The sequence below is a fragment of the Ilumatobacter sp. genome (genome assembly GCF_039969435.1).
In the GTDB taxonomy this organism is placed as follows: Bacteria; Actinomycetota; Acidimicrobiia; order Acidimicrobiales; family Ilumatobacteraceae; genus Ilumatobacter_A.
In genome coordinates, this window is sequence record NZ_JBDVNU010000014.1 from 21,359 (window position 1) to 41,185 (window position 19,827).

15 protein-coding genes are annotated in these 19,827 nt (G+C 68.9%); 12 read left to right on the top strand and 3 right to left on the bottom strand.

Annotated elements, in window-relative coordinates; all coding sequences use genetic code 11:
* Positions 1–52: 52 nt before the first annotated feature.
* From ABJK40_RS07490 to ABJK40_RS07505, 4 genes are read left to right on the top strand one after another with little or no spacing between them, the layout of a single operon-like run.
* Entirely contained in the window at positions 53–1,303 is a 1,251-nt protein-coding gene (locus ABJK40_RS07490; protein ID WP_348480334.1) for a M20 family metallo-hydrolase, read from the top strand.
* The gene (locus ABJK40_RS07495) at positions 1,300–2,346 is read left to right on the top strand and encodes a nitrilase-related carbon-nitrogen hydrolase (protein ID WP_348480335.1); all 1,047 of its coding nucleotides are present in this window, start codon (positions 1,300–1,302) and stop codon (positions 2,344–2,346) included. The genes ABJK40_RS07490 and ABJK40_RS07495 overlap by 4 nt, the downstream gene beginning before the upstream one ends.
* Positions 2,347–2,401: 55 nt before the next feature.
* The gene (locus ABJK40_RS07500) at positions 2,402–5,029 is read left to right on the top strand and encodes a molybdopterin cofactor-binding domain-containing protein (RefSeq protein WP_348480336.1); all 2,628 of its coding nucleotides are present in this window, start codon (positions 2,402–2,404) and stop codon (positions 5,027–5,029) included.
* 40 nt (positions 5,030–5,069) lie between these two features.
* The gene (locus ABJK40_RS07505) at positions 5,070–6,119 is read left to right on the top strand and encodes an amidohydrolase family protein (RefSeq protein WP_348480337.1); all 1,050 of its coding nucleotides are present in this window, start codon (positions 5,070–5,072) and stop codon (positions 6,117–6,119) included.
* 73 nt (positions 6,120–6,192) lie between these two features.
* Here the strand turns inward: ABJK40_RS07505 and ABJK40_RS07510 are convergent, their stop codons facing one another.
* Complete coding sequence (locus tag ABJK40_RS07510; RefSeq protein ID WP_348480338.1) at positions 6,193–6,840, bottom strand: rRNA adenine N(6)-methyltransferase family protein; 648 nt, start codon at positions 6,838–6,840, stop codon at positions 6,193–6,195.
* Positions 6,841–6,975: 135 nt separating this feature from the next.
* Between ABJK40_RS07510 and ABJK40_RS07515 the strand changes: the two genes are divergently transcribed.
* The 7 genes from ABJK40_RS07515 to ABJK40_RS07545 all read left to right on the top strand — a co-directional run bounded on the left by ABJK40_RS07515 (position 6,976) and on the right by ABJK40_RS07545 (position 13,611).
* Complete coding sequence (locus tag ABJK40_RS07515; protein ID WP_348480339.1) at positions 6,976–7,689, top strand: SDR family NAD(P)-dependent oxidoreductase; 714 nt, start codon at positions 6,976–6,978, stop codon at positions 7,687–7,689.
* A 99-nt stretch (positions 7,690–7,788) separates the two neighbouring features.
* On the top strand, positions 7,789–9,534 hold the full coding sequence (locus tag ABJK40_RS07520; RefSeq protein ID WP_348480340.1) for an amidohydrolase family protein: 1,746 nt from the start codon (positions 7,789–7,791) through the stop codon (positions 9,532–9,534).
* A gap of 68 nt (positions 9,535–9,602) precedes the next feature.
* A complete protein-coding gene (locus tag ABJK40_RS07525) occupies positions 9,603–11,456 on the top strand; it encodes a 4Fe-4S dicluster domain-containing protein (protein ID WP_348480341.1) in 1,854 nt (617 codons plus the stop codon).
* 26 nt (positions 11,457–11,482) lie between these two features.
* Positions 11,483–12,403 carry a homocysteine S-methyltransferase family protein gene (locus ABJK40_RS07530; RefSeq protein ID WP_348480342.1) on the top strand — a complete coding sequence of 307 codons (921 nt, stop codon included), beginning with the start codon at positions 11,483–11,485 and terminating at the stop codon, positions 12,401–12,403.
* A gap of 84 nt (positions 12,404–12,487) precedes the next feature.
* Positions 12,488–12,976, top strand: coding sequence for a hypothetical protein (locus ABJK40_RS07535; RefSeq protein WP_348480343.1), 489 nt, complete (start codon positions 12,488–12,490; stop codon positions 12,974–12,976).
* A 144-nt stretch (positions 12,977–13,120) separates the two neighbouring features.
* The gene (locus ABJK40_RS07540) at positions 13,121–13,270 is read left to right on the top strand and encodes a hypothetical protein (RefSeq protein ID WP_348480344.1); all 150 of its coding nucleotides are present in this window, start codon (positions 13,121–13,123) and stop codon (positions 13,268–13,270) included.
* Positions 13,271–13,314: 44 nt separating this feature from the next.
* Positions 13,315–13,611, top strand: coding sequence for a Dabb family protein (locus tag ABJK40_RS07545; RefSeq protein WP_348480345.1), 297 nt, complete (start codon positions 13,315–13,317; stop codon positions 13,609–13,611).
* Positions 13,612–13,644: 33 nt separating this feature from the next.
* Here the strand turns inward: ABJK40_RS07545 and ABJK40_RS07550 are convergent, their stop codons facing one another.
* Positions 13,645–14,625 (bottom strand): D-2-hydroxyacid dehydrogenase, encoded by a 981-nt coding sequence (locus tag ABJK40_RS07550; RefSeq protein ID WP_348480346.1) that lies wholly within the window; start codon positions 14,623–14,625, stop codon positions 13,645–13,647.
* 132 nt (positions 14,626–14,757) lie between these two features.
* Between ABJK40_RS07550 and ABJK40_RS07555 the strand changes: the two genes are divergently transcribed.
* Entirely contained in the window at positions 14,758–15,897 is a 1,140-nt protein-coding gene (locus ABJK40_RS07555) for a nitronate monooxygenase (RefSeq protein ID WP_348480347.1), read from the top strand.
* A 149-nt stretch (positions 15,898–16,046) separates the two neighbouring features.
* Here ABJK40_RS07555 and ABJK40_RS07560 read toward each other — a convergent pair whose 3' ends face one another.
* Positions 16,047–19,739 (bottom strand): ABC transporter ATP-binding protein/permease, encoded by a 3,693-nt coding sequence (locus ABJK40_RS07560; RefSeq protein ID WP_348480411.1) that lies wholly within the window; start codon positions 19,737–19,739, stop codon positions 16,047–16,049.
* Positions 19,740–19,827 lie beyond the last annotated feature (88 nt).

The window sequence follows — 19,827 nt, forward strand, 5'->3', positions numbered from 1 at the left end:
TGACGGAACGGTGCTTGACGTTCTGTAAAGGTCCACTGGTACTGTCGCGACGGTGACGTCGACCGACCTGCGAATCGATCGCGACCGACTGATCCGCCGCCTCGAGGACCTGGGAGCGATCGGCGCGATCGACGGCACCACCGGGTGCGCCCGCCTCGCACTCACCGACGACGACCGAGACGGTCGCGATCTCGTCCGTACCTGGATGTGCGATCTCGGTCTGGACATCTCGATCGACGGCATCGGCAACGTCGTGGCGACCATGCCGGGCTTCGATCCGGCCATCGCACCGGTGATGACCGGGTCGCACATCGACACCGTCGCCACGGGCGGACGCTACGACGGGAACCTCGGTGTGCTCGCCGGACTCGAGGTGATCGAGACCGTGATCGCATCGGGCGTCGAGCTCTCCCGACCACTCGCCGTCGGATGGTTCACCGACGAGGAAGGCGCCCGCTTCGCACCCGACATGCTCGGCAGCCTCGTCTACGTCGGCGGGATGCCGCTCGAGGAGGCGCTCGAGATCGAGGACCGCAACGGCATCGGCGTCGGCGACGAACTCGACCGGATCGGGTACCGGGGCGCAGCACCGACGCCGGGTCGCGTTCCGCATGCCTTCGTCGAGTTGCACATCGAACAGGGCCCGGTGCTGGAGGACGAGGGAATCACCATCGGCGTGGTCGAAGGTGTCCAGGGCATCTCCTGGACCGAAGTGACGCTCACCGGCCAGTCGTGCCATGCCGGCACGACGCCGATGCGGCTGCGTCACGATCCCGGAGTCGTCGCCGCCGACGTCAGCTTGTTCGTCCGTTCCCTCACCCGGGACATCGGTGGGTCCCAGGTGGCCACGGTCGGCGCGCTGACGTTGCATCCGAACCTGGTCAACGTCGTCCCGTCGACCGCAGTGATGACGGTCGACCTGCGCAACACCGACGAGTCCGTGCTCCAGCAGGCCGAGACCCGGTTCCGCGGGCACCTCGCTCAGGCCGCCGAAGCGGAGGGCGTCGGCGTGGACACCCGGATGTTGGCCCGTTTCGAGCCCGTCGTGTTCGACGCACGCGTCGTCGACGTGGTCGAGGCCGCTGCTCGCGACGCGGGGCTGTCCACCAAGCGGATGCCGTCGGGCGCCGGCCACGATGCGCAGATGTTCGCCCGCGTCTGCCCGACCGCGATGATCTTCACGCCCAGCGTGAACGGCATCAGCCACAACGTCACCGAGTACACCGAGCCCGACGACATCGAATCCGGCGCCAATGTCCTGCTCGACGTGATGTTGCGCCTCGTCGAGATGGAGTTCGCATGACCGCACACTCGGCCCACGGTGCGTACCACCGGCCCCGCGAGCTGTGGGTCGGGGCCGCTCAACTGGGCCCGATCGCCCGCGACGAGTCGCGAGCCGACGTCGTCGATCGACTGCTCCTGCTCCTGCGACAGGGAGCCGAGTACGGATGCGAGCTGGTCGTGTTCCCCGAACTGGCCCTCACCAGCTTCTTCCCACGATGGATCCTCGACGGAGGCGGCAACGGCCCGATCAGCGGCGACACCACCGAACTGGACAGCTTCTACGAGGTCGAGATGCCGTCGACGTCGACGCAACGACTGTTCGACGAGGCGAAACGCCTCGCCGTCGGCTTCTGTCTCGGGTATGCCGAGCTCACGCCGCCCGACGCCGACGGGGTCCGCCACCGGTACAACACCTACGTGCTCGTCGACCGTGACGGCGAGATCACTGCGAAGTACCGCAAGGTGCACATCCCCGGCCACGAGGCGTACGAGCCGTGGCGTCAGTTCCAGCATCTGGAGCGTCGCTACTTCGAGGAGTCGCCCGACGGGTTCGGTGTGCACAACGCCTTCGGCGGCCGGATCGGCATGGCCATCTGCAACGACCGGCGCTGGCCCGAGACCTACCGGGTGATGGGTCTGCAGGGCGTCGAGATGGTCCTGATCGGCTACAACACGCCGCTGAACTACGCGCCCGACCCGTCACAGAATCCGTTGCAGGCGTTCCACAACCACCTCGTGATGCAAGCCGGTGCGTACCAGAACGGCACGTGGGTGATCGGCGTCGCCAAGGGCGGTGTGGAGGAGGGGGTCGAGTCGCTGGCGCAGACGTCGATCATCGCCCCGTCCGGTCAGATCGTCGCGCAGGCGACGACGATCGGCGACGAGTTGATCACAGCGAGGTGCGACCTCGACATGTGTGAACGCTACAAGAAGACCCTGTTCGACTTCGACCGATACCGCCGCCCCGAGATGTACTCGGTGATCACCGACCCCACCACGAAGTCACTGGTCGAGACCGCGGCGCGTGAGCGTCCCGACTTCGACCGCCACGACCACGACTGACGACGAACGGGAACGACGTGCAGCCGGGAACCACCAGGAGACGAGGACTCACCTCATGAGCGAATTCACCCTCAACGGATCGAGCGTCACGGCGTCGGACGACCACCCACACCTGCTGGCGGCGCTGCGTGAGGAACTCGGGATCACGTCGGCCAAGGACGGCTGCTCGCCGACGGGTCAGTGCGGCTGCTGCACGGTGCTGATCGACGGCAAGGCGCGGGTGTCGTGCCAGACGTCGATGGAGAAGATCGCCGGCAAGGACGTCGTCACCCTCGAAGGACTGCCGACCGCCGAGGTCGACCGCTACGCCGATGCGTTCGCAGCGTGCGGCGCGCTGCAGTGCGGGTTCTGCACCCCCGGAATCGTCGTGCGCACGAAGGCGCTGATCGACAAGAACGGATCGGAACTCACCCGCGAGCAGGCATCGCGCCACCTGGGTGCGCACCTGTGTCGCTGCACCGGCTACATCAAGGTGCTCGACGCGGTCGAGGCGCTCGCGCAGGACGTCGTGCCGGTGGTCGTGCAGCCGGGCGGCGTGGGGTCGCGGGGCATCAAGTACGAGGGCCGTGAGCTGTCCATCGGCACGCGCGACTTCATCGACGACATGACCGTGGCGGGAATGCTGCACGGAGCGCTGCGCCTCGCCGAACACGCACGGGCCGACATCGTCGCGATCGACGCATCGGCCGCGCTCGACCTGGCCGGCGTGACCGCGGTGTTCACCGCCGACGACATCCCGGCGGCACGCCGGGTCGGCATCATCCACAAGGACTGGCCGATCATGATCCCAGTGGGCGGGCGGACCTCCTACCTGGGCGACGTGCTCGCGATCGTGGTCGCCGACACCCGCCAGATCGCCCGCGCCGCCGCCGAACTGGTCACGGTCGAGTACGACGTGCACGAGCCGATGGTCGATCCGGTGCGGGTGATCGATTCGAGTGAGCCGGCGGTGTGGGAACTCGACGGCAACGTCCTGTCCACCTCCACCTACTCGCGTGGCGACGTCGACTCCGCGCTCGCGTCGGCAGCGTTCACGGTCGACGAGACCTTCCAGACCCAACGCATCGAGCACGCGTTCCTCGAACCCGAATCCACCCTTGCCGTCCCCTCGGGCGACGGTGACGATCGTTCGCTGTACGTGTACTCCGGCGGGCAGGGAATCTGGGACGACCGCAACGACATCGCCGCGATGCTCGGGATCGACTCTCGGCGGGTCACCACCGAGCTGGTGTCGAACGGTGGCGCGTTCGGCGGCAAGGAGGACATGTCGAACCAGGCGCACACCGCGCTCGCGGCGTGGCACACGGGACGGCCGGTGAAGATCACTCTGTCGCGCGAAGAGTCCCTGCTGATGCACCCGAAGCGGCACCCGATCAAGATGCACTACCGGGCCGGGTGCGACGCCGACGGCAAGCTCACCGCGATCCGCGTGCGGATGATCGGCGACTCGGGGCCCTACGCCTCGGTCGGCATGAAGGTGCTGGAACGTGCGGCGGGCCATGCCACGGGGCCGTACCTCGTCGGCAACGTCGACGTCGAGGCCATCGCCGCGCGCACCAACAACTCGGTGTGCGGTGCGTTCCGCGGCTTCGGTGCGAACCAGGCACAGTTCGCGATGGAGGGTGTTCTCGACCGCTTGGCCGAGCAGGTCGGCATCAGCGGCTGGGAGATCCGGTCGCGCAACGTCGTCGTCCCCGGTGAGGTGTGGGGCCCCGGCCAGACGATGGACGACGGATGCCTCGGCGCACGCCAGTGCCTCGACGCGGTCAAGCCGGCGTACGACGATGCGGTTGCCGCGGGCAAGTCCGTCGGCCTCGGGCTCGGGCTGAAGAACTCCGGCCTCGGCAACGGCTTCAACGAGGTCGCCCGCGCCGTCGTGCACTTCCTCGAACCGGTCGACGGCGCCCCCGGTCGGGTCGAGGTGCGCCACTGCTGGACCGAGATGGGCCAGGGGATCCACACCGTCGCCCAGCAGGTGGCGGTGGAGGAACTCGGCATCGATCCGCAACGCATCGACGTGATCGTCGACTCGACGCGTGAACTCGGCGCCGGTCAGACCACCGGATCGCGCGGCACGCTGATGGGCGCGGGGTCGGTCAAGGCGGCGTGCGAAGCGGCCATCGGCGACGGCTGCCAGGTCGGGGTGGACTACGAAGGCGAGTACCGGGTCGACTGGACCCAGTCGCTCGCCCAGATCGCCGACGCCAAGGCCGCCGGTCGACCGATCGAGAACCCGATCATCCACTCCACGTTCGGATACGCCGCGCAGGTCGTGGTGATGGATCCCGACACGGGCGACATCGAGAAGGTCGTGGCGGCTCACGACGTCGGTCGGGCGGTCAACCCGATGCTGTGCGAGGGCCAGATCGAAGGTGCCGTCCACATGGGACTCGGCTACGCGATGACCGAGGGCTTCCCGTGTGACGAGACGGGCTTCCCGACCAACACGACCCTGAAAAGCCTCGACATCATCCGTCCCAAGGACATGCCACCGGTCGACGTGATCCTCGTCGAGGCCGCGCAGCCCGACTCGCCGTACGGCATCAAGGGCGTCGGCGAGATCGGCCTCGTGCCGACCGCCGGGGCGGTGGCCGCCGCGATCCGTGCCGCCACCGGTGAATGGCACACCGAGTTGCCGATGCGCAACGAATCGAACCGTGAGCGTGCATCGGCGTGGACCTGATGAGGGAACTCGCGACGAGCCCGGCCGGCGGAGTCGTGCGATGAGCGCGACGACACCGGGGATGGTGTGTGCGCACCACCACCTGTACTCGACCTTCGCACGCGGCATGCCCGCGCCGCCGAGGAGTCCGGGCAACTTCCTGGAGATCCTCGAGAACGTGTGGTGGCGACTCGACACCGCGCTCGACCTGGAGATGATCGAGTGGTCGGCGAAGCTCGGCGCGCTCGAAGCCCTCCAGGCCGGCACGACGGCGATCATCGACCACCACGAGTCGCCCCACGCGATCCCCGGCTCGCTCTCGGTGATCGCCGATGCGTGCAACGAGGTCGGCGTGCGGATCAACACGTGCTACGGCATCACCGACCGGCACGGGTCGAGCGCGGCACTGCGCGGGCTCGCCGAGAACGACCGGTACCTGCGCGAGTGCGCGCAGCGCGACGACCCGATGCGGCGCGGAATGGTCGGCGTCCATGCGGCCTTCACGGTGAACGACCGACACCTCGACGATGCAGCGGGCCTGGCCGAGGACCACGGCGTGGGCGTGCACATCCACGTGGCCGAAGGGCCCGACGACGTCGGTGCCGCGGATCGATTGCGGGACCTCACACGCGACGACTGGCTGCTCGTCCACGGCGTGCACCTGTCCGACGTCCACGGGTTGCGCGGCACGGTCGTGCACAACCCGCGATCGAACATGAACAACTCGGTGGGGTACGCGAACCCGTCGCGCTTCACCAACCCGGTGGCGCTCGGGACCGACGGGATCGGAGCCGACATGCTCGCCGAGTTCGGCCTCGCCTACGTCAAGCATCGCGACGCCGACGTGAACGCGTCACCCGACTCGGCGTGGACGTGGCTGCAGGCCGGATACGACCTGTTCCCCGACGCGAACGACGACTCGGTCACGTGGTCGTACGACACGATCGAGCCGTGGCACGTCGCGTTCACCCCGACGATCCGCGCGATCGACGTCGACGTCGCGGGCGAGCCGGCGCTGCGCAACGGCGTCGCGACTCGTGTCGACGCCGACGAAGTACGCGCCAAGGCGGCCGAGCAGGCCGCCCGCCTGCACGCCGCCCTCGCATCCTGAACTTCGTTCGACGGCGTCCGCACCCGGTCCGCAGCGATCGACCCGCAGCTGTCGGTCCTCGGCGGCCCGGAGGTCAGCGATCGGTCCACGCCGGTCGCAGGAGTTCGCGGAGTTGCGGCCCGAGCCACGTCGGCAGGATCGGAACGTCGCGTCGCTCGACGGTGAGCACGGCGGCGTCGACGCGAGGACGTGGCCGGAAGGCCTCGCGGCCGATCTTCGGGCCGAGACGGAACTCCCACCACGGCGCCCACGCAGCGGCGCGCAGGCTTGCCGGCGGCTGCCGGGCCAGTTTCAGGGCGACCTCCCTCTGGAGGATCAGGTCCGCACGGCGCGGGCCGCGATCGGGTCGGTCCAGGAGCTTCGCCAGCGTGTCGGTGGTCAGCCCGAACGGCGGGTTCGCCACGACCCGGTACGGCACGCGCGGCATGCGCAGGTCGCGCAGGTCGCTGGAGACCACCCGGACGTTCGCGCGTCGCGCTCCGACCCCGACGCGGAGTTGCTCCACCCAGTGTGGATCGATCTCGACCGCCCACACGTCGGCTCCGGCATCGGCCAGGGCACGGGTCAGTGCACCGGCACCCGCGCCGAGATCGACGACGAGTTCGCCGGACCGGAGGTCGAGGCCGTCGACGAGTGTGTCGACGATCGTGCGGTCAGTGAGGAAGTTCTGTCCGAGTTCGCGACGGCGCCGGTCGCGCTCGGTCGGTCGCCGATCGGACACGGGACATCACCGTCATGAACATGTCCGCGACGGTACACATCGACGGGTCCGGCGTCTCCATGGGTTTCGCCAGGCGACGGGCGAGCGCACGGCCGACCGCGGGCCGGCGTCCGGCCCGACCCGTAGCGTGACGCAATGATCGACACCGCAGGACGGACCATCATGATCAGCGGTGCCAACCGCGGTCTCGGCAACGCGATCGCACGGCGGTTGCACGGCGACGGTTTCACCGTGAGCGTGGGTGCCCGCGACGTCGATGCTCTCACCGATGCGATGGCCGGCTGCGACACCGACCGGCTGCTGTGCCATCACTACGACGCACTCGATGCCGGGTCGGACCGGGCGTGGGTCGACGCGACGATCGGGAGATTCGGTCGGCTCGACGGCATCGTCAACAACGCAGGCATCGTCGACACCGCATCGCTGGAGGACCTGTCCGCCGATGCCGTCGACACCCTGCTCGCCGTCAACGTCAAGGCACCGCTGCGGATGACCCAGCTCACGCTGCCCCATCTCCGAGCGTCGGGCTCCGGGCGCGTGGTGAACATCGCGTCGCTGTCGGGCATCCGGGTCAAGGGCACCTTCGCTCCCGGCTACGCGATGTCGAAGCACGCCGTGATGGCGCTGACCGAGGCCACCAAGCAAGCCGGATGGGACGACGGTGTGCGGGTCACCGCGGTGTGCCCTGGCTACATCGCCACCGACATGACCGCCGACTTCGGTGAGGACCCGACGACGATGATCGACCCCGCCGACCTCGCCGAACTCGTGTCGACCACGATCTCGCTGCCGAACACGGCGTCGGTCGCCCAACTGAACGTCGCCTGCCGCCTCGAACCACACGTCTGAGAGGTCGTGGCGGTCGACGCTCCGTCGGAGTCACCGTCTCCGGTCCGATGCCGACGAAGCGACGTCGGTACCGTTGACGACAATCGAAGGAGAGACACCATGTCCGATCTGATCATCCGCAACGGAACCGTCGTCGACGGGACCGGGGCGCCCCGTCGGACCGCCGATGTCGCGATCGTCGACGACCGCATCGTCGCGGTCGGCGACGTCACGGCGTTCGAACCCGCGGACCGCGAGATCGACGCCACCGGGCTGCTCGTCACCCCCGGCTGGGTCGACATCCACACGCACTACGACGGCCAGGTCACGTGGGACCCCGACCTCGCACCGTCGTCGATCAACGGCGTCACGTCCATCGTGATGGGCAACTGCGGGGTCGGCTTCGCACCGGCCCGGCCGGATCGCCACGACTGGTTGATCCGCCTGCTCGAAGGCGTGGAGGACATCCCCGGCACCGCCCTCACCGAGGGGATGACGTGGGGCTGGGAGAGCTTCGACGAGTACCTCGACGTGCTCGACACACTGGAGTGGACCGTCGACGTGGGAGCGCAGGTGCCACACGCCGCGCTGCGGACCTACGTGATGGGTGAACGCGGGGCCGACCACGAATCGGTGGCCACGCCGGAGGAGATCGAGGCGATGTGCGCCATGACCGAGTCGGCCGTGCGCAACGGTGCGCTCGGATTCACGACGTCTCGGACGTGGGCGCACCGGACGTCGTCGGGCGAGTCGATCGGCACGTTGCGCGCCACGGCCGACGAGGTGGTGGGCGTCGCGCGCGGCCTCGACCGGGCGGGTGCGGGAGTGATGCAGTTGATCTCCGACGTGTACCAGTCGGGAGACGACGCCCTCGTGGAGCGCGAACTCGATCTGCTCGGACGCATCGTCCACGAGGTCGGACGTCCGCTGAGTTTCACGGTGCAGCAGAACGACGAGACACCGACCCGCTGGCGCGAACTCGTCGACCGGATCGAAGGGTGGTCGTCCGGCGGTGCCGACGTTCGCGCCCAGGTGGCCGTTCGACCGATCGGGGTCCTGCTCGGCCTCGCCGCCACGGCCAACCCGCTGCGGCGCTGCCCGACCTACGCCCGCCTGCACGACCTGCCGGTCGCCGAGCGGGTCGCCCACCTCGCCGACCCGTCGACGCGCGCCGACATCATCGCCGAGCACGCCGAGGTCCGGGTCAGCGACTTCCCGGCCCTGATCCACGCCGGGTTCGACCGCATGTACCCGCTGACCGACCCGCCGAACTACGAGCCGACCCCCGACGACAGCGTCGCGGGCCTCGCCGCGGCCGAGGGCGTCGAGCCGATCGAGAAGATGTACGACCTGATGCTCGCCGACGACGGCGCCCAACTGCTCTACATGCCGCTGATGAACTACGCCGCCGGCAACCTCGACGACGTGCGGGAGATGATCCTGTCCGAGCACTCGATGTTCGGGCTGTCCGATGCCGGCGCCCACTGCAACGTCATCTCCGACGGCACGTTCCCCACGACGGCGATCACCCACTGGACACGCGACCGCACACGCGGCGAGCAGATCGACCTGGAGTACGTCGTGCACCAGCAGACCCAGCGGACCGCCGCGCATGTCGGGTGGAAGGATCGAGGCGTCATCGCCCCCGGTTACCTCGCCGACCTGAACGTGATCGACCACGCACGCCTCGCACTGCGGCCGCCGCAACTGGTGGCCGATCTGCCGGCGGGCGGCACCCGGCTCATGCAGGCGGCGCAGGGCTACGTGGTGACCATCAAGCGTGGGCGTGTCACCGTGGAGAACGGCACGCTCACGGGTGATCGGCCGGGTCGGCTGCAGCGCGGGGCGCAGCCGGCGCCCGCCTGACATCGACGACCGTGTGGACCCGGCAGGCCTCGCTGTACAGGCCGCTTGACGGTTTGTAAGGTCGTCGGGTGGAACACGCCCCGCCGCTCACGCCGATGTCTCTGCCGATGCTGCTGCATCGAATCGAGCACGAGTGGGTCACGCGCAAGCGGATCTTCGACCTCCCGACGGCGCGGTTCTGGAAACCCGACACGCTTCCCGGAGGCAGCGGTGTCGACCTGTCGTTCGAGTTCCTCGGCCGTCCTGCGGCGTCGCCGGTCGGACCCGCGGCCGGGCCGCACAGTCAGATGGCGCAGAACATCGTGCTGTCCTGGCTCGGCGGCTCGCGTCTGTTCGAGCTGAAGACGGTGCAGGTCCTCGACGAGTTGGAGATCGCCCGCCCGTGCATCGACATGGAGACCGTCGGCTACAACATCGAGTGGAGCCAGGAGCTGCTCGTCCACGAGAGCCTCGAGGAGTACGTCAAGGCGTGGATCATCATCGAGTTGCTGAAGCGGTGGGAGCCGTTGCACGAGTTCATCGGTGATCCCGCCGACGGTGGGGCCGGCCCGCACGTGTTCGACATGTCGGTCGGCTACGACCTCGCGGGGATCCAGAGCGACAAGGTGGCCGGGTTCATCGACTCGATGCACGATGCGACCGACGAGATCGAGCGCTTGCGTGCGCAGATCCCCGACGACTCGGTGTTCGCGCCGTTCCGCGACATCGAGATCCCGTCGCACATCTCCGACACGATCACGCTCTCGACGTTCCACGGCTGCCCTCCCGACGAGATCGAGCAGATCACCAAGCACCTGATCGAGCGCCACGACATCGACGTGATCGTGAAGTTGAACCCGACGCTGCTCGGACCCGACGGCGTGAGCAGCATCGTCCACGACCGACTCGGTTACGAGGACGTGCAGTTGGTGCCCCACGCGTTCGAGGACGATCTTCCGTTCGATCGGGCGATCACGCTGATCGACGACCTGCACCGCTTCGCCCTCGACCACGGCCACCGCTTCGGCATCAAGCTCACGAACACGCTCGTGGTGAGCAACCACAAGGGGTTCATGCCCGACGACACGATGTATCTGTCCGGGGCACCGCTGCACGTACTGGCCACCGCCGTGCTCGGCAGGCTGTCGGCCGCACTTCCCGGCCGGTTCATGATCCCGGGCCACGACGGGCCCGATGCGGACAGCGCAGCACCGAACGGTGGCGGCGACATCATGGTCAGCTTCTCCGCCGGTGTGGACAAGGAGAACCTCGCCGACACGATCGCCATGGGCGTGCGACCGGCGAGCGTCTGCTCCGACCTGCTGCAACCGGGCGGCTACGGGCGCCTTGCGCCGATGCTGAAGGCACTCACCAAGGCGGTCACCGAAGCAGGCGCCACCGACCTCCCCGGGTTCCGCGCTGCACGCCTCGCTGCGGCGCGCGATGCGGGGCATCTCGACACGGCGGTCGCCCACTTCGCCCACATCACCGGTCCCGACCTGGCGAGCTACCACCTCGACGGCAACTCGAAGCTGCCACGGTCGGTCGACCACGACCTGGAGATGTGGGGGTGCGTCGCCTGCAACTTCTGCGTGACCGTGTGCCCCAACGACGCGTTCTTCAAGGTGCCGACACCCGAGGCGCTGGCCGAGGAGGTCGAGGACGCCGGGCGACAGCAGTACCTCGTGTTCAGCGAACTGTGCAACGAGTGCGGCAACTGCCTCACGTTCTGCCCCGAGAACGGCGACCCGGCCGTGATCAAGCCACGCCTGTACCTGGACGAAGAGCGCTTCGCGGCCGCCGACGGTCCCCGCTTCCTCCTGGACCTCGCCGGCGGACCGGACGGCGTGACGGTCACGGCGAGCGACGGGCTCGATGATCAGGTGCCGCGACTGCTGTCCGTGCTGAATGCCCGCGAGGGCCTCCCGCTCCCGACGACCTGAGGTGGCCCCGCGAGTAGCGTGACGCCGTGCACGCCATCACGATCCTCGACGGCGGGATGGGCAAGGAACTGCGACGGATCGGTGCCCCGTTCCGGCAACCCGAGTGGTCGTCGCTGGCGTTGATCGAGGCTCCCGACATGGTCGTGCAGGCGCACACGAACTTCATCGGGGCCGGCGCCGAGGTGATCATCACCAACAACTACGCGGTCGTGCCGTTCCACCACGACGCCGACTTCTTCGCCGAACACGGCATCGCGCTGGTCGACCTCGCCGGTCGGCTCGCCCGTCGGGCTGCCGACGCCGCCGCACGCGAGGTGCGCGTCGCTGGGTCGATGCCGCCCCTGTTCGGCTCGTACGAACCCGAGCACTTCGACGCCGATGGCGCCCGCCCGATCTACGCCGACATCGCCACAGCGCTCGCACCGCACGTCGACCTGTGGATCGGAGAGACCCTCAGCACCCTCGACGAGATGCGGGTGATCGTCGAGGCCATCGCAGTCACCGGGCCGGACCGCCCGGTGTGGATGTCGTTCTCTCTCCCCGACGCCTGGGCAGCGGGGACCCCGATGGCGCTGCGTTCCGGCGAGACGATCACCGAGATCGCCCAGGCCGTCGCCGACCTCCCCCACCCGGTCGATGCCGTGCTGTTCAACTGCTCACTCCCCGAGCAGACCGGACCGGCTCTCGCTGCGCTGCGAACCGACCTCGACGCCGTCGCGCTCGACGGCGTCCGAACCGGTGGCTACGCCAATGCGTTCCCGAACGAGCGCGACGACGCGTACCGGGCCAACGAGGTGATCTTCGAACGGCGCGAGGACCTGACGGCGACGCGGTACGCAGACATCGTCGAATCGTGGATCGACGGCGGTGCCACGATCGTCGGCGGATGCTGCGACATGTACCCCGAGCACGTCGCGGCGCTGGCGGCGCGCTTCGCCCGCGCCTGATCGGCCTCGGGTCCCGACCTGCGTTTCGCAAGAGTTCGCGAGTCTCCCCGCACCGCCACCGCCAGGACATGTCAGCATGTCGTCGTGCGACATCGACGAACCCGTGCGGTCGGCTGCATCGCGATCCTCGCAGCGTTGACGTCGTGCGGTTCCGGCTCCGGCTCCGGCGCCGACGGTGCCGCCGAGAACGGGAGCACCGGGCCGACGAGCCCACCCGCGGCGGCCGCCTCGCCCGCCGGTGAGGACGTGACGCCGACACCCGATCAGACCGTCGAACCGGGTCCCGCTGCACCGGCGACGGCCGACTCCGCCCGTCCCGTCGAGCCACCGGTCGCCGACCCGACACCGCCCGGGACCACATCGACCGAGACGACACCTGCCGAGGCCGGGCCCGCCGAGGCGGTCGTCGGCGGCCGCCTGCTCGCCGCCGAGGTGCGACCGGAGGCAGAACTCGACTCGAATCCGTTCCCCGATCTGGTCGTCGACGACGTCGGCAAGGACGCACAGGTCAACATTCGCAACATCCTGCCGTCCGACCGACCCGTCCTGCTGTGGGCGTGGGCGCCGCATTGACCCGTCTGTCGTCGGGAGGCTCCCGACGTCGAGCAGTTCGCTCGTGATCACCTGAACGACCTCGAAGTCATCGGCTACGGCACGCAGGACAGCCGCGCCGAGGCGGTCGACTTCGTCAACGACCGTGGGACGTCGTCGTTCACGATGCTGTGGGATTCCTCGTTCGAATCGTGGATCTCCCTCGAGATCACCGGCCAGCCGACACTGGTCCTGCTCGACACACAGGGCAACGAGCTCGGACGCTGGTTCGGCCTCGAGGAGGACGAGATCCTCGACCTCGCCTCCCAGGCCTGACCCGTCGGAGTCCCTTTCCGGCGCGTCCTGCGATACTGCTCGTCATGTTCAGACACGTGGTCATGTTCGAGTGGAACGACGGTGTGGCCGACGCCGACATCGAAGCGATGGGTGCGGCTCTCGACGCACTCGTGGCCACGGTTCCCGAGGTCGTGGAGTACCGCCACGGTGCCGACCTCGGCATCACGGACGGCAACTTCGACTACGTGATCGTCGGAGAGTACGCCTCGGTCGAGGACTACGTCACGTACCGGGACCATCCGGAACACCAGCGGATCATCGCCGAGATGATCAGGCCTCACGTGAAGTCGCGAGCCGCTGTCCAGTACGACGCCCACTGATCCGTCCGTCGACGAACACGTCAACGTGGCGGGTCACGTTCGACGAGTGGTGCGCGACGCCGACCGGACCTCGTTCGCCATGGCCTCGCCGGCGACCCAGCGCTCGAGGTTGGCGAGGAAGGCCTCGGCGGCGCGCCGACCGGTGCCGTCGGTCGAGCCCGAATTGTGCGGCGTGATGATCAGGTTCGGAGCGCTCCACAACGGGTCGTCGGCGGGCAGCGGTTCGGGGGTGGTGACGTCGAGACCCGCGCCACCCAGTCGACCCTCCACCAGCGCTGCGTTGAGCGCCGCCTGGTCGACCAGCTCGCCTCGCCCGACGTTCACGAACAGTCCGTGCGCGCCGAGCGCGTCGATCACGTTCGCCGTGACGATGCCCGTCGTGTCGGGCGTGAGCGGCAACGCGACGACCATCACGTCGTGGTCCGCGGCGACGCGCTCCAACTCCGTCAGTGGCTGGACCGGATAGGGCTCGTCGCCGTGGGCGGCGCGGCGCACGATCGTGGGTTCCATCCCGAACGCATCGGCGAGGCGTGCGACCTCCTGGCCGATCGGTCCCCAGCCGACGACGGCGATGCTGCGACCGTCGAGTTCGACCCACCGGTGCCAGTTCCACTCCGCCCGATCCTGCGAACGGATCATCGAGGGGAGGTCGCGGGAGAGAGCGAGGAGATACATCATCGCCGTGCGGGCGATGGGTGCAGCACTGCTGCCCGACGACGTGGTGAGCCGCACACCACGATCGGTGAACGTGGAGAAGATCGGGCTGTCCACGCCGGCCGACATCGTGTGGAACCAGCGCAGGTTCGTCGCGCGCAGTGCGACCCCGATGAAGCTCGGCGCGCGTTCCGGCCAGGCGTCGTGGGAGAAGAAGGTGAGCGTGATGCGTTCGATGTCGTCGTCGGCGACCGGTTCGTCACCGACCAGCGTGACGTACTCCAGGTCCGGGGCGATCGAGCGGAGTCGATCCTCGTTCTCCGCGAAGAAGGTGTCGGTACAGAACAGGACATCGGCCACGCACCGAGTGTGCCACCGCCGCCCTGCGCACCCGACGACCAGGTGGTGACATCGATGCGAGATGGATGTCACCAGGTGGCGCGGAGATCAGCGGGTTCGTCCCGGCGGTGGGTTCGTTGCGAGACTGAGGTGATGAAGACAGCCGCCACCGAGATGCTCGACATCGAGTTCCCGATCCTCGCGTTCAGCCACTGCCGTGACGTCGTCGCCGCCGTCACCAAGGCCGGGGGCATGGGGGTGCTCGGCGCCGTCGCGCACTCCCCCGCACAGTTGGAGATCGACCTCGACTGGATCGAGAACGAGGTCGGCGGCCGTCCGTACGGCGTCGACCTGATCGTCCCCGCGAAGTACGCCGGCGACGGGGATGGCGGCTACACCGTGGCCGACATCAAGAAGTTGATCCCGGACACGCACCGCGAGTTCGTCGACGACATCCTCGCCCGCTACGACGTGCCGCCGCTCGCCGACGACGCCGAACTCGGTCGCGGCACGTACGGACGCGACGGCGACGCGCCGTTCAGTGCCAACAATGCGCTGCCCCAACTGGAGATCGCACTCGCTCACGACACGGCGTTCGTGGCGAATGCACTCGGCCCGCCCCCGCAGTTCCTGATCGATCGGTGCAAGGAGGCGGGCAAGCTGATCGGCGCTCTCGCCGGGCGTCCGCAGCACGCCGAACGCCACCAGGCTGCGGGTGTCGACCTGATCATCGCTCAGGGTTCCGAGGCCGGTGGCCACACCGGCGAGATCGGATCGATGGTGTTGATCCCCGAGATCGTCGACGCGGTGAACATCCCGGTGCTCGGGGCCGGCGGCATCGGGCGCGGACGCCAGATGGCTGCCGCCATGGCGCTCGGCGCGCAGGGCGTGTGGTGCGGCTCGGTGTGGCTCACGACGGACGAGGCCGAGACCCATCCGGCGGTGAAGCAGAAGTTCCTCGCCGCCACGTCGGCCGACACGATCCGGTCGCGTTCGATGACGGGCAAGCACGCTCGCATGCTGAAGACCAAGTGGACCGAGGAGTGGGAGCGTGCCGACACGCCCGACCCGCTGGGCATGCCGCTGCAGCCGATCCTCACCAGCGAGGCACAGACCCGGATCAACCGGGCGGCGAACACGGTCGGCTCGGGCGCGAACGAGTTGGCCGGCTACTTCGTCGGTCAGATCGTCGGCACGATGAACCAGCCGAAGTCGTCGGGACAGGTCGTGATGGAGATGATCGAGGAGTTCATCGAGTCCGTCGAATCCCTCGCCGCTCAACTCCAGGTCTGAGTTCGTCCGAGTTGGTCCTTCTGGTTCAGAACCAGAAGGACCAACTCGTCGCTCGTCTCCAGACCTGAGTTGGTCCGATCCATTCAGAACCAGAAGGACCAACTCGTGAGTTGGTCCGATTCATTCAGAACCAGAAGGACCAACTCGGGCTAGCCGGCGAGGTGGGCCCAGTCCGGTGCGAGGTCCGACCACGGACCCTGGGCAGCGACGGCGCCGTCGACCAGGACGACCACACGGTCGGCACGGGCGAGCGCCGACCGTTTCGTCGTGGAACCGATGACCGTGCGCCCGCTCGACCTCATCGCGTCCCACAGCCCGATCTCGGTGGAGGCATCGAGCGCCGACGACACGTCGTCGGCCACCAGGAGTTCGGCGTGCGTGGCGAGAGCGCGTGCCAGGGCGAGTCGTTGCACCTGCCCACCCGAGAGGCGGACACCGCGGTGGCCGACGAGGGCCTCGATTCCGCCCGCCTCGTCGACGTCGCGCTCGAGTTGTGCGTGTCGGATCGGATCGCTCACGTGGCGCACGTGGTCGAGTCGCACGTTGTCCATGAACGTGCCCGACAGGACCCGGGGAATCTGCGCGACGTAGGCGACGCGACCCGGACGCAGGAAGGTCTCGGGATCCTCGACGACGTTGCCGTTCCACGACAGCGTGCCCGTCGTGGGCACGAGTCCCGCCAGTGACGCCAACAGGCTGGACTTTCCCGATCCGATCCTCCCGAGCAGCAGTACCAGGTCGCCTCGGTGGACCGTGAGGTCGATGCCTTCGACCCCGATCGTGCCGTCGTCGTGCACGGCGCCGAAGTCGCACAGGTCGAGCCGCTCGAGACGCTCGGTCGTACCGACGACCGCATCGGGACCCACACCGCGCACGAGGTCGATGCCGGCGGGGAGGCCGACGAGGTCGCGCCCGCCGGCGAGCCGGCTGGTCTCCTGCTGCCACGCCCGAGTCCCGGGTGCCTCCGTGATGACCGCTCCGGCGACGCGTCCGAACCACTCGAAACCCGCAACGGCACCCGAGACGAGCAGCGCCGTCGACAACCCCCAGCCTCCGGCGACGTGGATCGCCCACGCAGCGACGACGCCGCACTGGACGAGCACGACCGGAACCCCGTCGAGCGCGGACTGGACACGGTGCTCGCGGACCGCAGCGTCGACCCGCCCCCCGTCGACCCGACGAAGATGCTCGTGGACGGTGGCGGTGGCAGCGCTCAGCTTCACGGTCCGGATCGAATCGAGAGCCGAGACGAGCGACCGACCGAAACCCGCTCGCGCCGTCGACGATGCCGCGGCCGAACGTCCTGCCGACGGCGAGCCCAGCGCCGATGTCGCGGCGGTGATCGCCATGACCGCGAGCAGCACGCCGCCTGCGAGTGCGGTGCCACCCAGCAGAGCGGTGATGACCACGATCACGAGTCCGTTCACCACGTCGTAGCAGCGGTCGGCGTAGCGGGTGTACCGGTCGGAGTCCATCGCTCGGGCGACGACCTCGCCCGGCGGAGTCGGTGGGAGCCGTCGCTGGTCGGTCTGGCCGACGAGCACCACCGTGCGGACGCGGAGCATGACGGCGATCCACCAGTGCGGGAACCGGCGGACGGCTTCGGCGAGGAGCAACGGAGACGCCACGAAACCCGCGACCAGTGCGACGAGGAGCAGCGACGTCGAACGGCCTTCCTGGAGACGCACGACGAGATGCCCCCAGACGAACCCCGTCACGGCGCCGTAGGCACCGAGCATCGATGCCGCGAGGAACGCGCCGATGCTGAGCAGCCCCCACCGTGGGTGGATCCGCACCGCATTCCACATGCCCCGGGCCAACCGTGGTGGCGCCGGGATCTCGATGGCGTCGGGCGCCTCCCCACTCCGACGGGTGCCGCCGATGGGCCCGACGTCGGAGCCATCGCCGGCTCCCTGGTCATCGGCACTGCGGCCGCCAGCACGCAGGTCGTCGGAATCGACGGCGACCGAACCGGTGTCGCTCGAACTCGCGTCGCCCGTCTTCGCGCTGCCCGAACCGAAGCCGACGCGGGCACCCATCGCCGACGCGGCCGCTCCGGTCCCTGGTGACGACGTGGTGTCGACGAACGGCGCCTCGCAGGCGTCCTCGAGCAGTCGCCGGAAGGGACCGTCGACGTCGGCCAGTTCTGCACGCGGCCCGGCCTGGATGAGGCGACCGGCTTCCAGCACGGCGACATGATCCGCACGTTCGGTGGTCGTGAGGCGGTGGGCGATCAGGATCCCCGTGCGCCCGGCGAGTAGACGGCGCGAGGCCTCGACGACCTGTTGCTCGGTCACCGGATCCATGCGCGCCGTGGCCTCGTCGAGCACGATCACGGCGACGTCGCGCACCAGGAGTCGGGCGAACGAGATCAACTGTTCCTCGCCGGCCGACAGTGCGAGTCCGGCGGGTCCGATCATCGTGTCGAGTCCGTCGGGCAACCCTTCGACCCAGGCGGTCAGGCCGAGTTCGTCGATCGCGACCTCGACGCGTGAGCGGTCGGCCGCGGCGAACATCGCCACGTTCTGGGCGACCGTGCCCGCGATGATCTCCGTTCGCTGCGTGACGACACCCACCGACGAACGCAGGTCGTGCAGGTCGATGTCGAGCACGTCGACACCGTTGAGCAGGACCGTTCCGGGCAGCGGCTCCGCCGCACGTGACAGCAGCGAGGCGAGCGTCGACTTGCCCGAACCACTGCGGCCGACGACGGCACAGGTGGAGCCGGCGGCGATCGTCAGACAGATGTCGTCGAGTGCGAACGAGCCTTCCGGGTACGCGAAGTCGAGGTGGCGCAGTTCGATCGACAGCGAGCCGTCGGGCACCGGGACGCCACCGACGGGCTCGGCTTCGACCGACATCAGTTCACGCAGGCGGATCAGAGCGCCGACACCTGCTTGGAGGTCGGGCAGTTGATGCGCCACCTGGTCGATCTGACCGACGAACGTGACGGTGACCGCGAACAACGTGACGAGTGTGGCCGTCGACCCACCTCCGCCCGCCACCAGGATCACCCCGGACACGGCGACGGCAGCGAGCAGGCCGTGTAGCAGCAGACCGGCGCGCCGCAGGATCACCGCTTCGACCCGGATCACGTCCTCCATGCGGACGTGGATCTCGGCAGCGAGTTCGGCACTGCGACGGATGATGTGCGGCTGCCCGAGGCTCGTGCGCAGATCGTCGCGTGCGGCGATCCCCTCCTCCATCGCCGCTGCGTGGTCGGTCCATGCGGCTTCCTCGAGCACCTTCAGGTGGGAGAGTCGCGCGAGTTGCGGACGGACGGCGAAGAACACCGCTGATGCCGTGATGGGGAACAGCACCCACGCCGGCCACCAGGTGAACCCGGCGACGAGGACGAGGGGGACCGTGACGAAGGCGAGTCGGATCACCCTCCACGCCTGTTGGCGCAGGAGTGCACCGATCTCGTGGGTGTCGTCGTCGATGCGATCGAGGATCTCGCCGACCGCCTGTTCCGTGAGAGCACCGAGCGGTTGGTGCATCACGGCGTCGAGCAGATCGGAGCGGAGACGACCCTCCGCACGGTCGATCACGCCGCTCCAGGTGACGCGACCGACGGTGTCGAGCAGTGCGGCGCCGACCAGGCACGCGGCGAGCAACACCACCCCGGTCGTGTCGGGACGATCGGCGAGGCGACCGATCACCAGCGTGCCGAGGGCCTGGCCGACCGCCCCGAGCGCGGCCGCGCACAGCGCGAACCGTGCGGCGCGACCACCGAGGCGACGCCGCCCGATGTCCCGATCGACACCCGGCGCCGATGTCGACGCATCGCGCGGCGCGCGCGCGGAGTCGATCCGCTGCGCGTCGCTCGGAGCAGTTGACATGGCCATGCCACGACGCTACGTCGGCGCCCGGTCGTGAACGGCCTCGGTTTCGCATGGCGGGTGGGCGGTGATGCGGTGGCGGCGTCTG

Coding starts and splice junctions, on each gene's coding strand:
- ABJK40_RS07495 (WP_348480335.1), top strand. CDS start 1,300: ATGACCGCACACTCGGCCCACGGTGCGTACCACCGGCCCCGCGAGCTG.
- ABJK40_RS07500 (WP_348480336.1), top strand. CDS start 2,402: ATGAGCGAATTCACCCTCAACGGATCGAGCGTCACGGCGTCGGACGAC.
- ABJK40_RS07505 (WP_348480337.1), top strand. CDS start 5,070: ATGAGCGCGACGACACCGGGGATGGTGTGTGCGCACCACCACCTGTAC.
- ABJK40_RS07515 (WP_348480339.1), top strand. CDS start 6,976: ATGATCGACACCGCAGGACGGACCATCATGATCAGCGGTGCCAACCGC.
- ABJK40_RS07520 (WP_348480340.1), top strand. CDS start 7,789: ATGTCCGATCTGATCATCCGCAACGGAACCGTCGTCGACGGGACCGGG.
- ABJK40_RS07540 (WP_348480344.1), top strand. CDS start 13,121: ATGCTGTGGGATTCCTCGTTCGAATCGTGGATCTCCCTCGAGATCACC.
- ABJK40_RS07545 (WP_348480345.1), top strand. CDS start 13,315: ATGTTCAGACACGTGGTCATGTTCGAGTGGAACGACGGTGTGGCCGAC.
- ABJK40_RS07555 (WP_348480347.1), top strand. CDS start 14,758: ATGAAGACAGCCGCCACCGAGATGCTCGACATCGAGTTCCCGATCCTC.
- ABJK40_RS07560 (WP_348480411.1), bottom strand. CDS start 19,739: ATGTCAACTGCTCCGAGCGACGCGCAGCGGATCGACTCCGCGCGCGCG.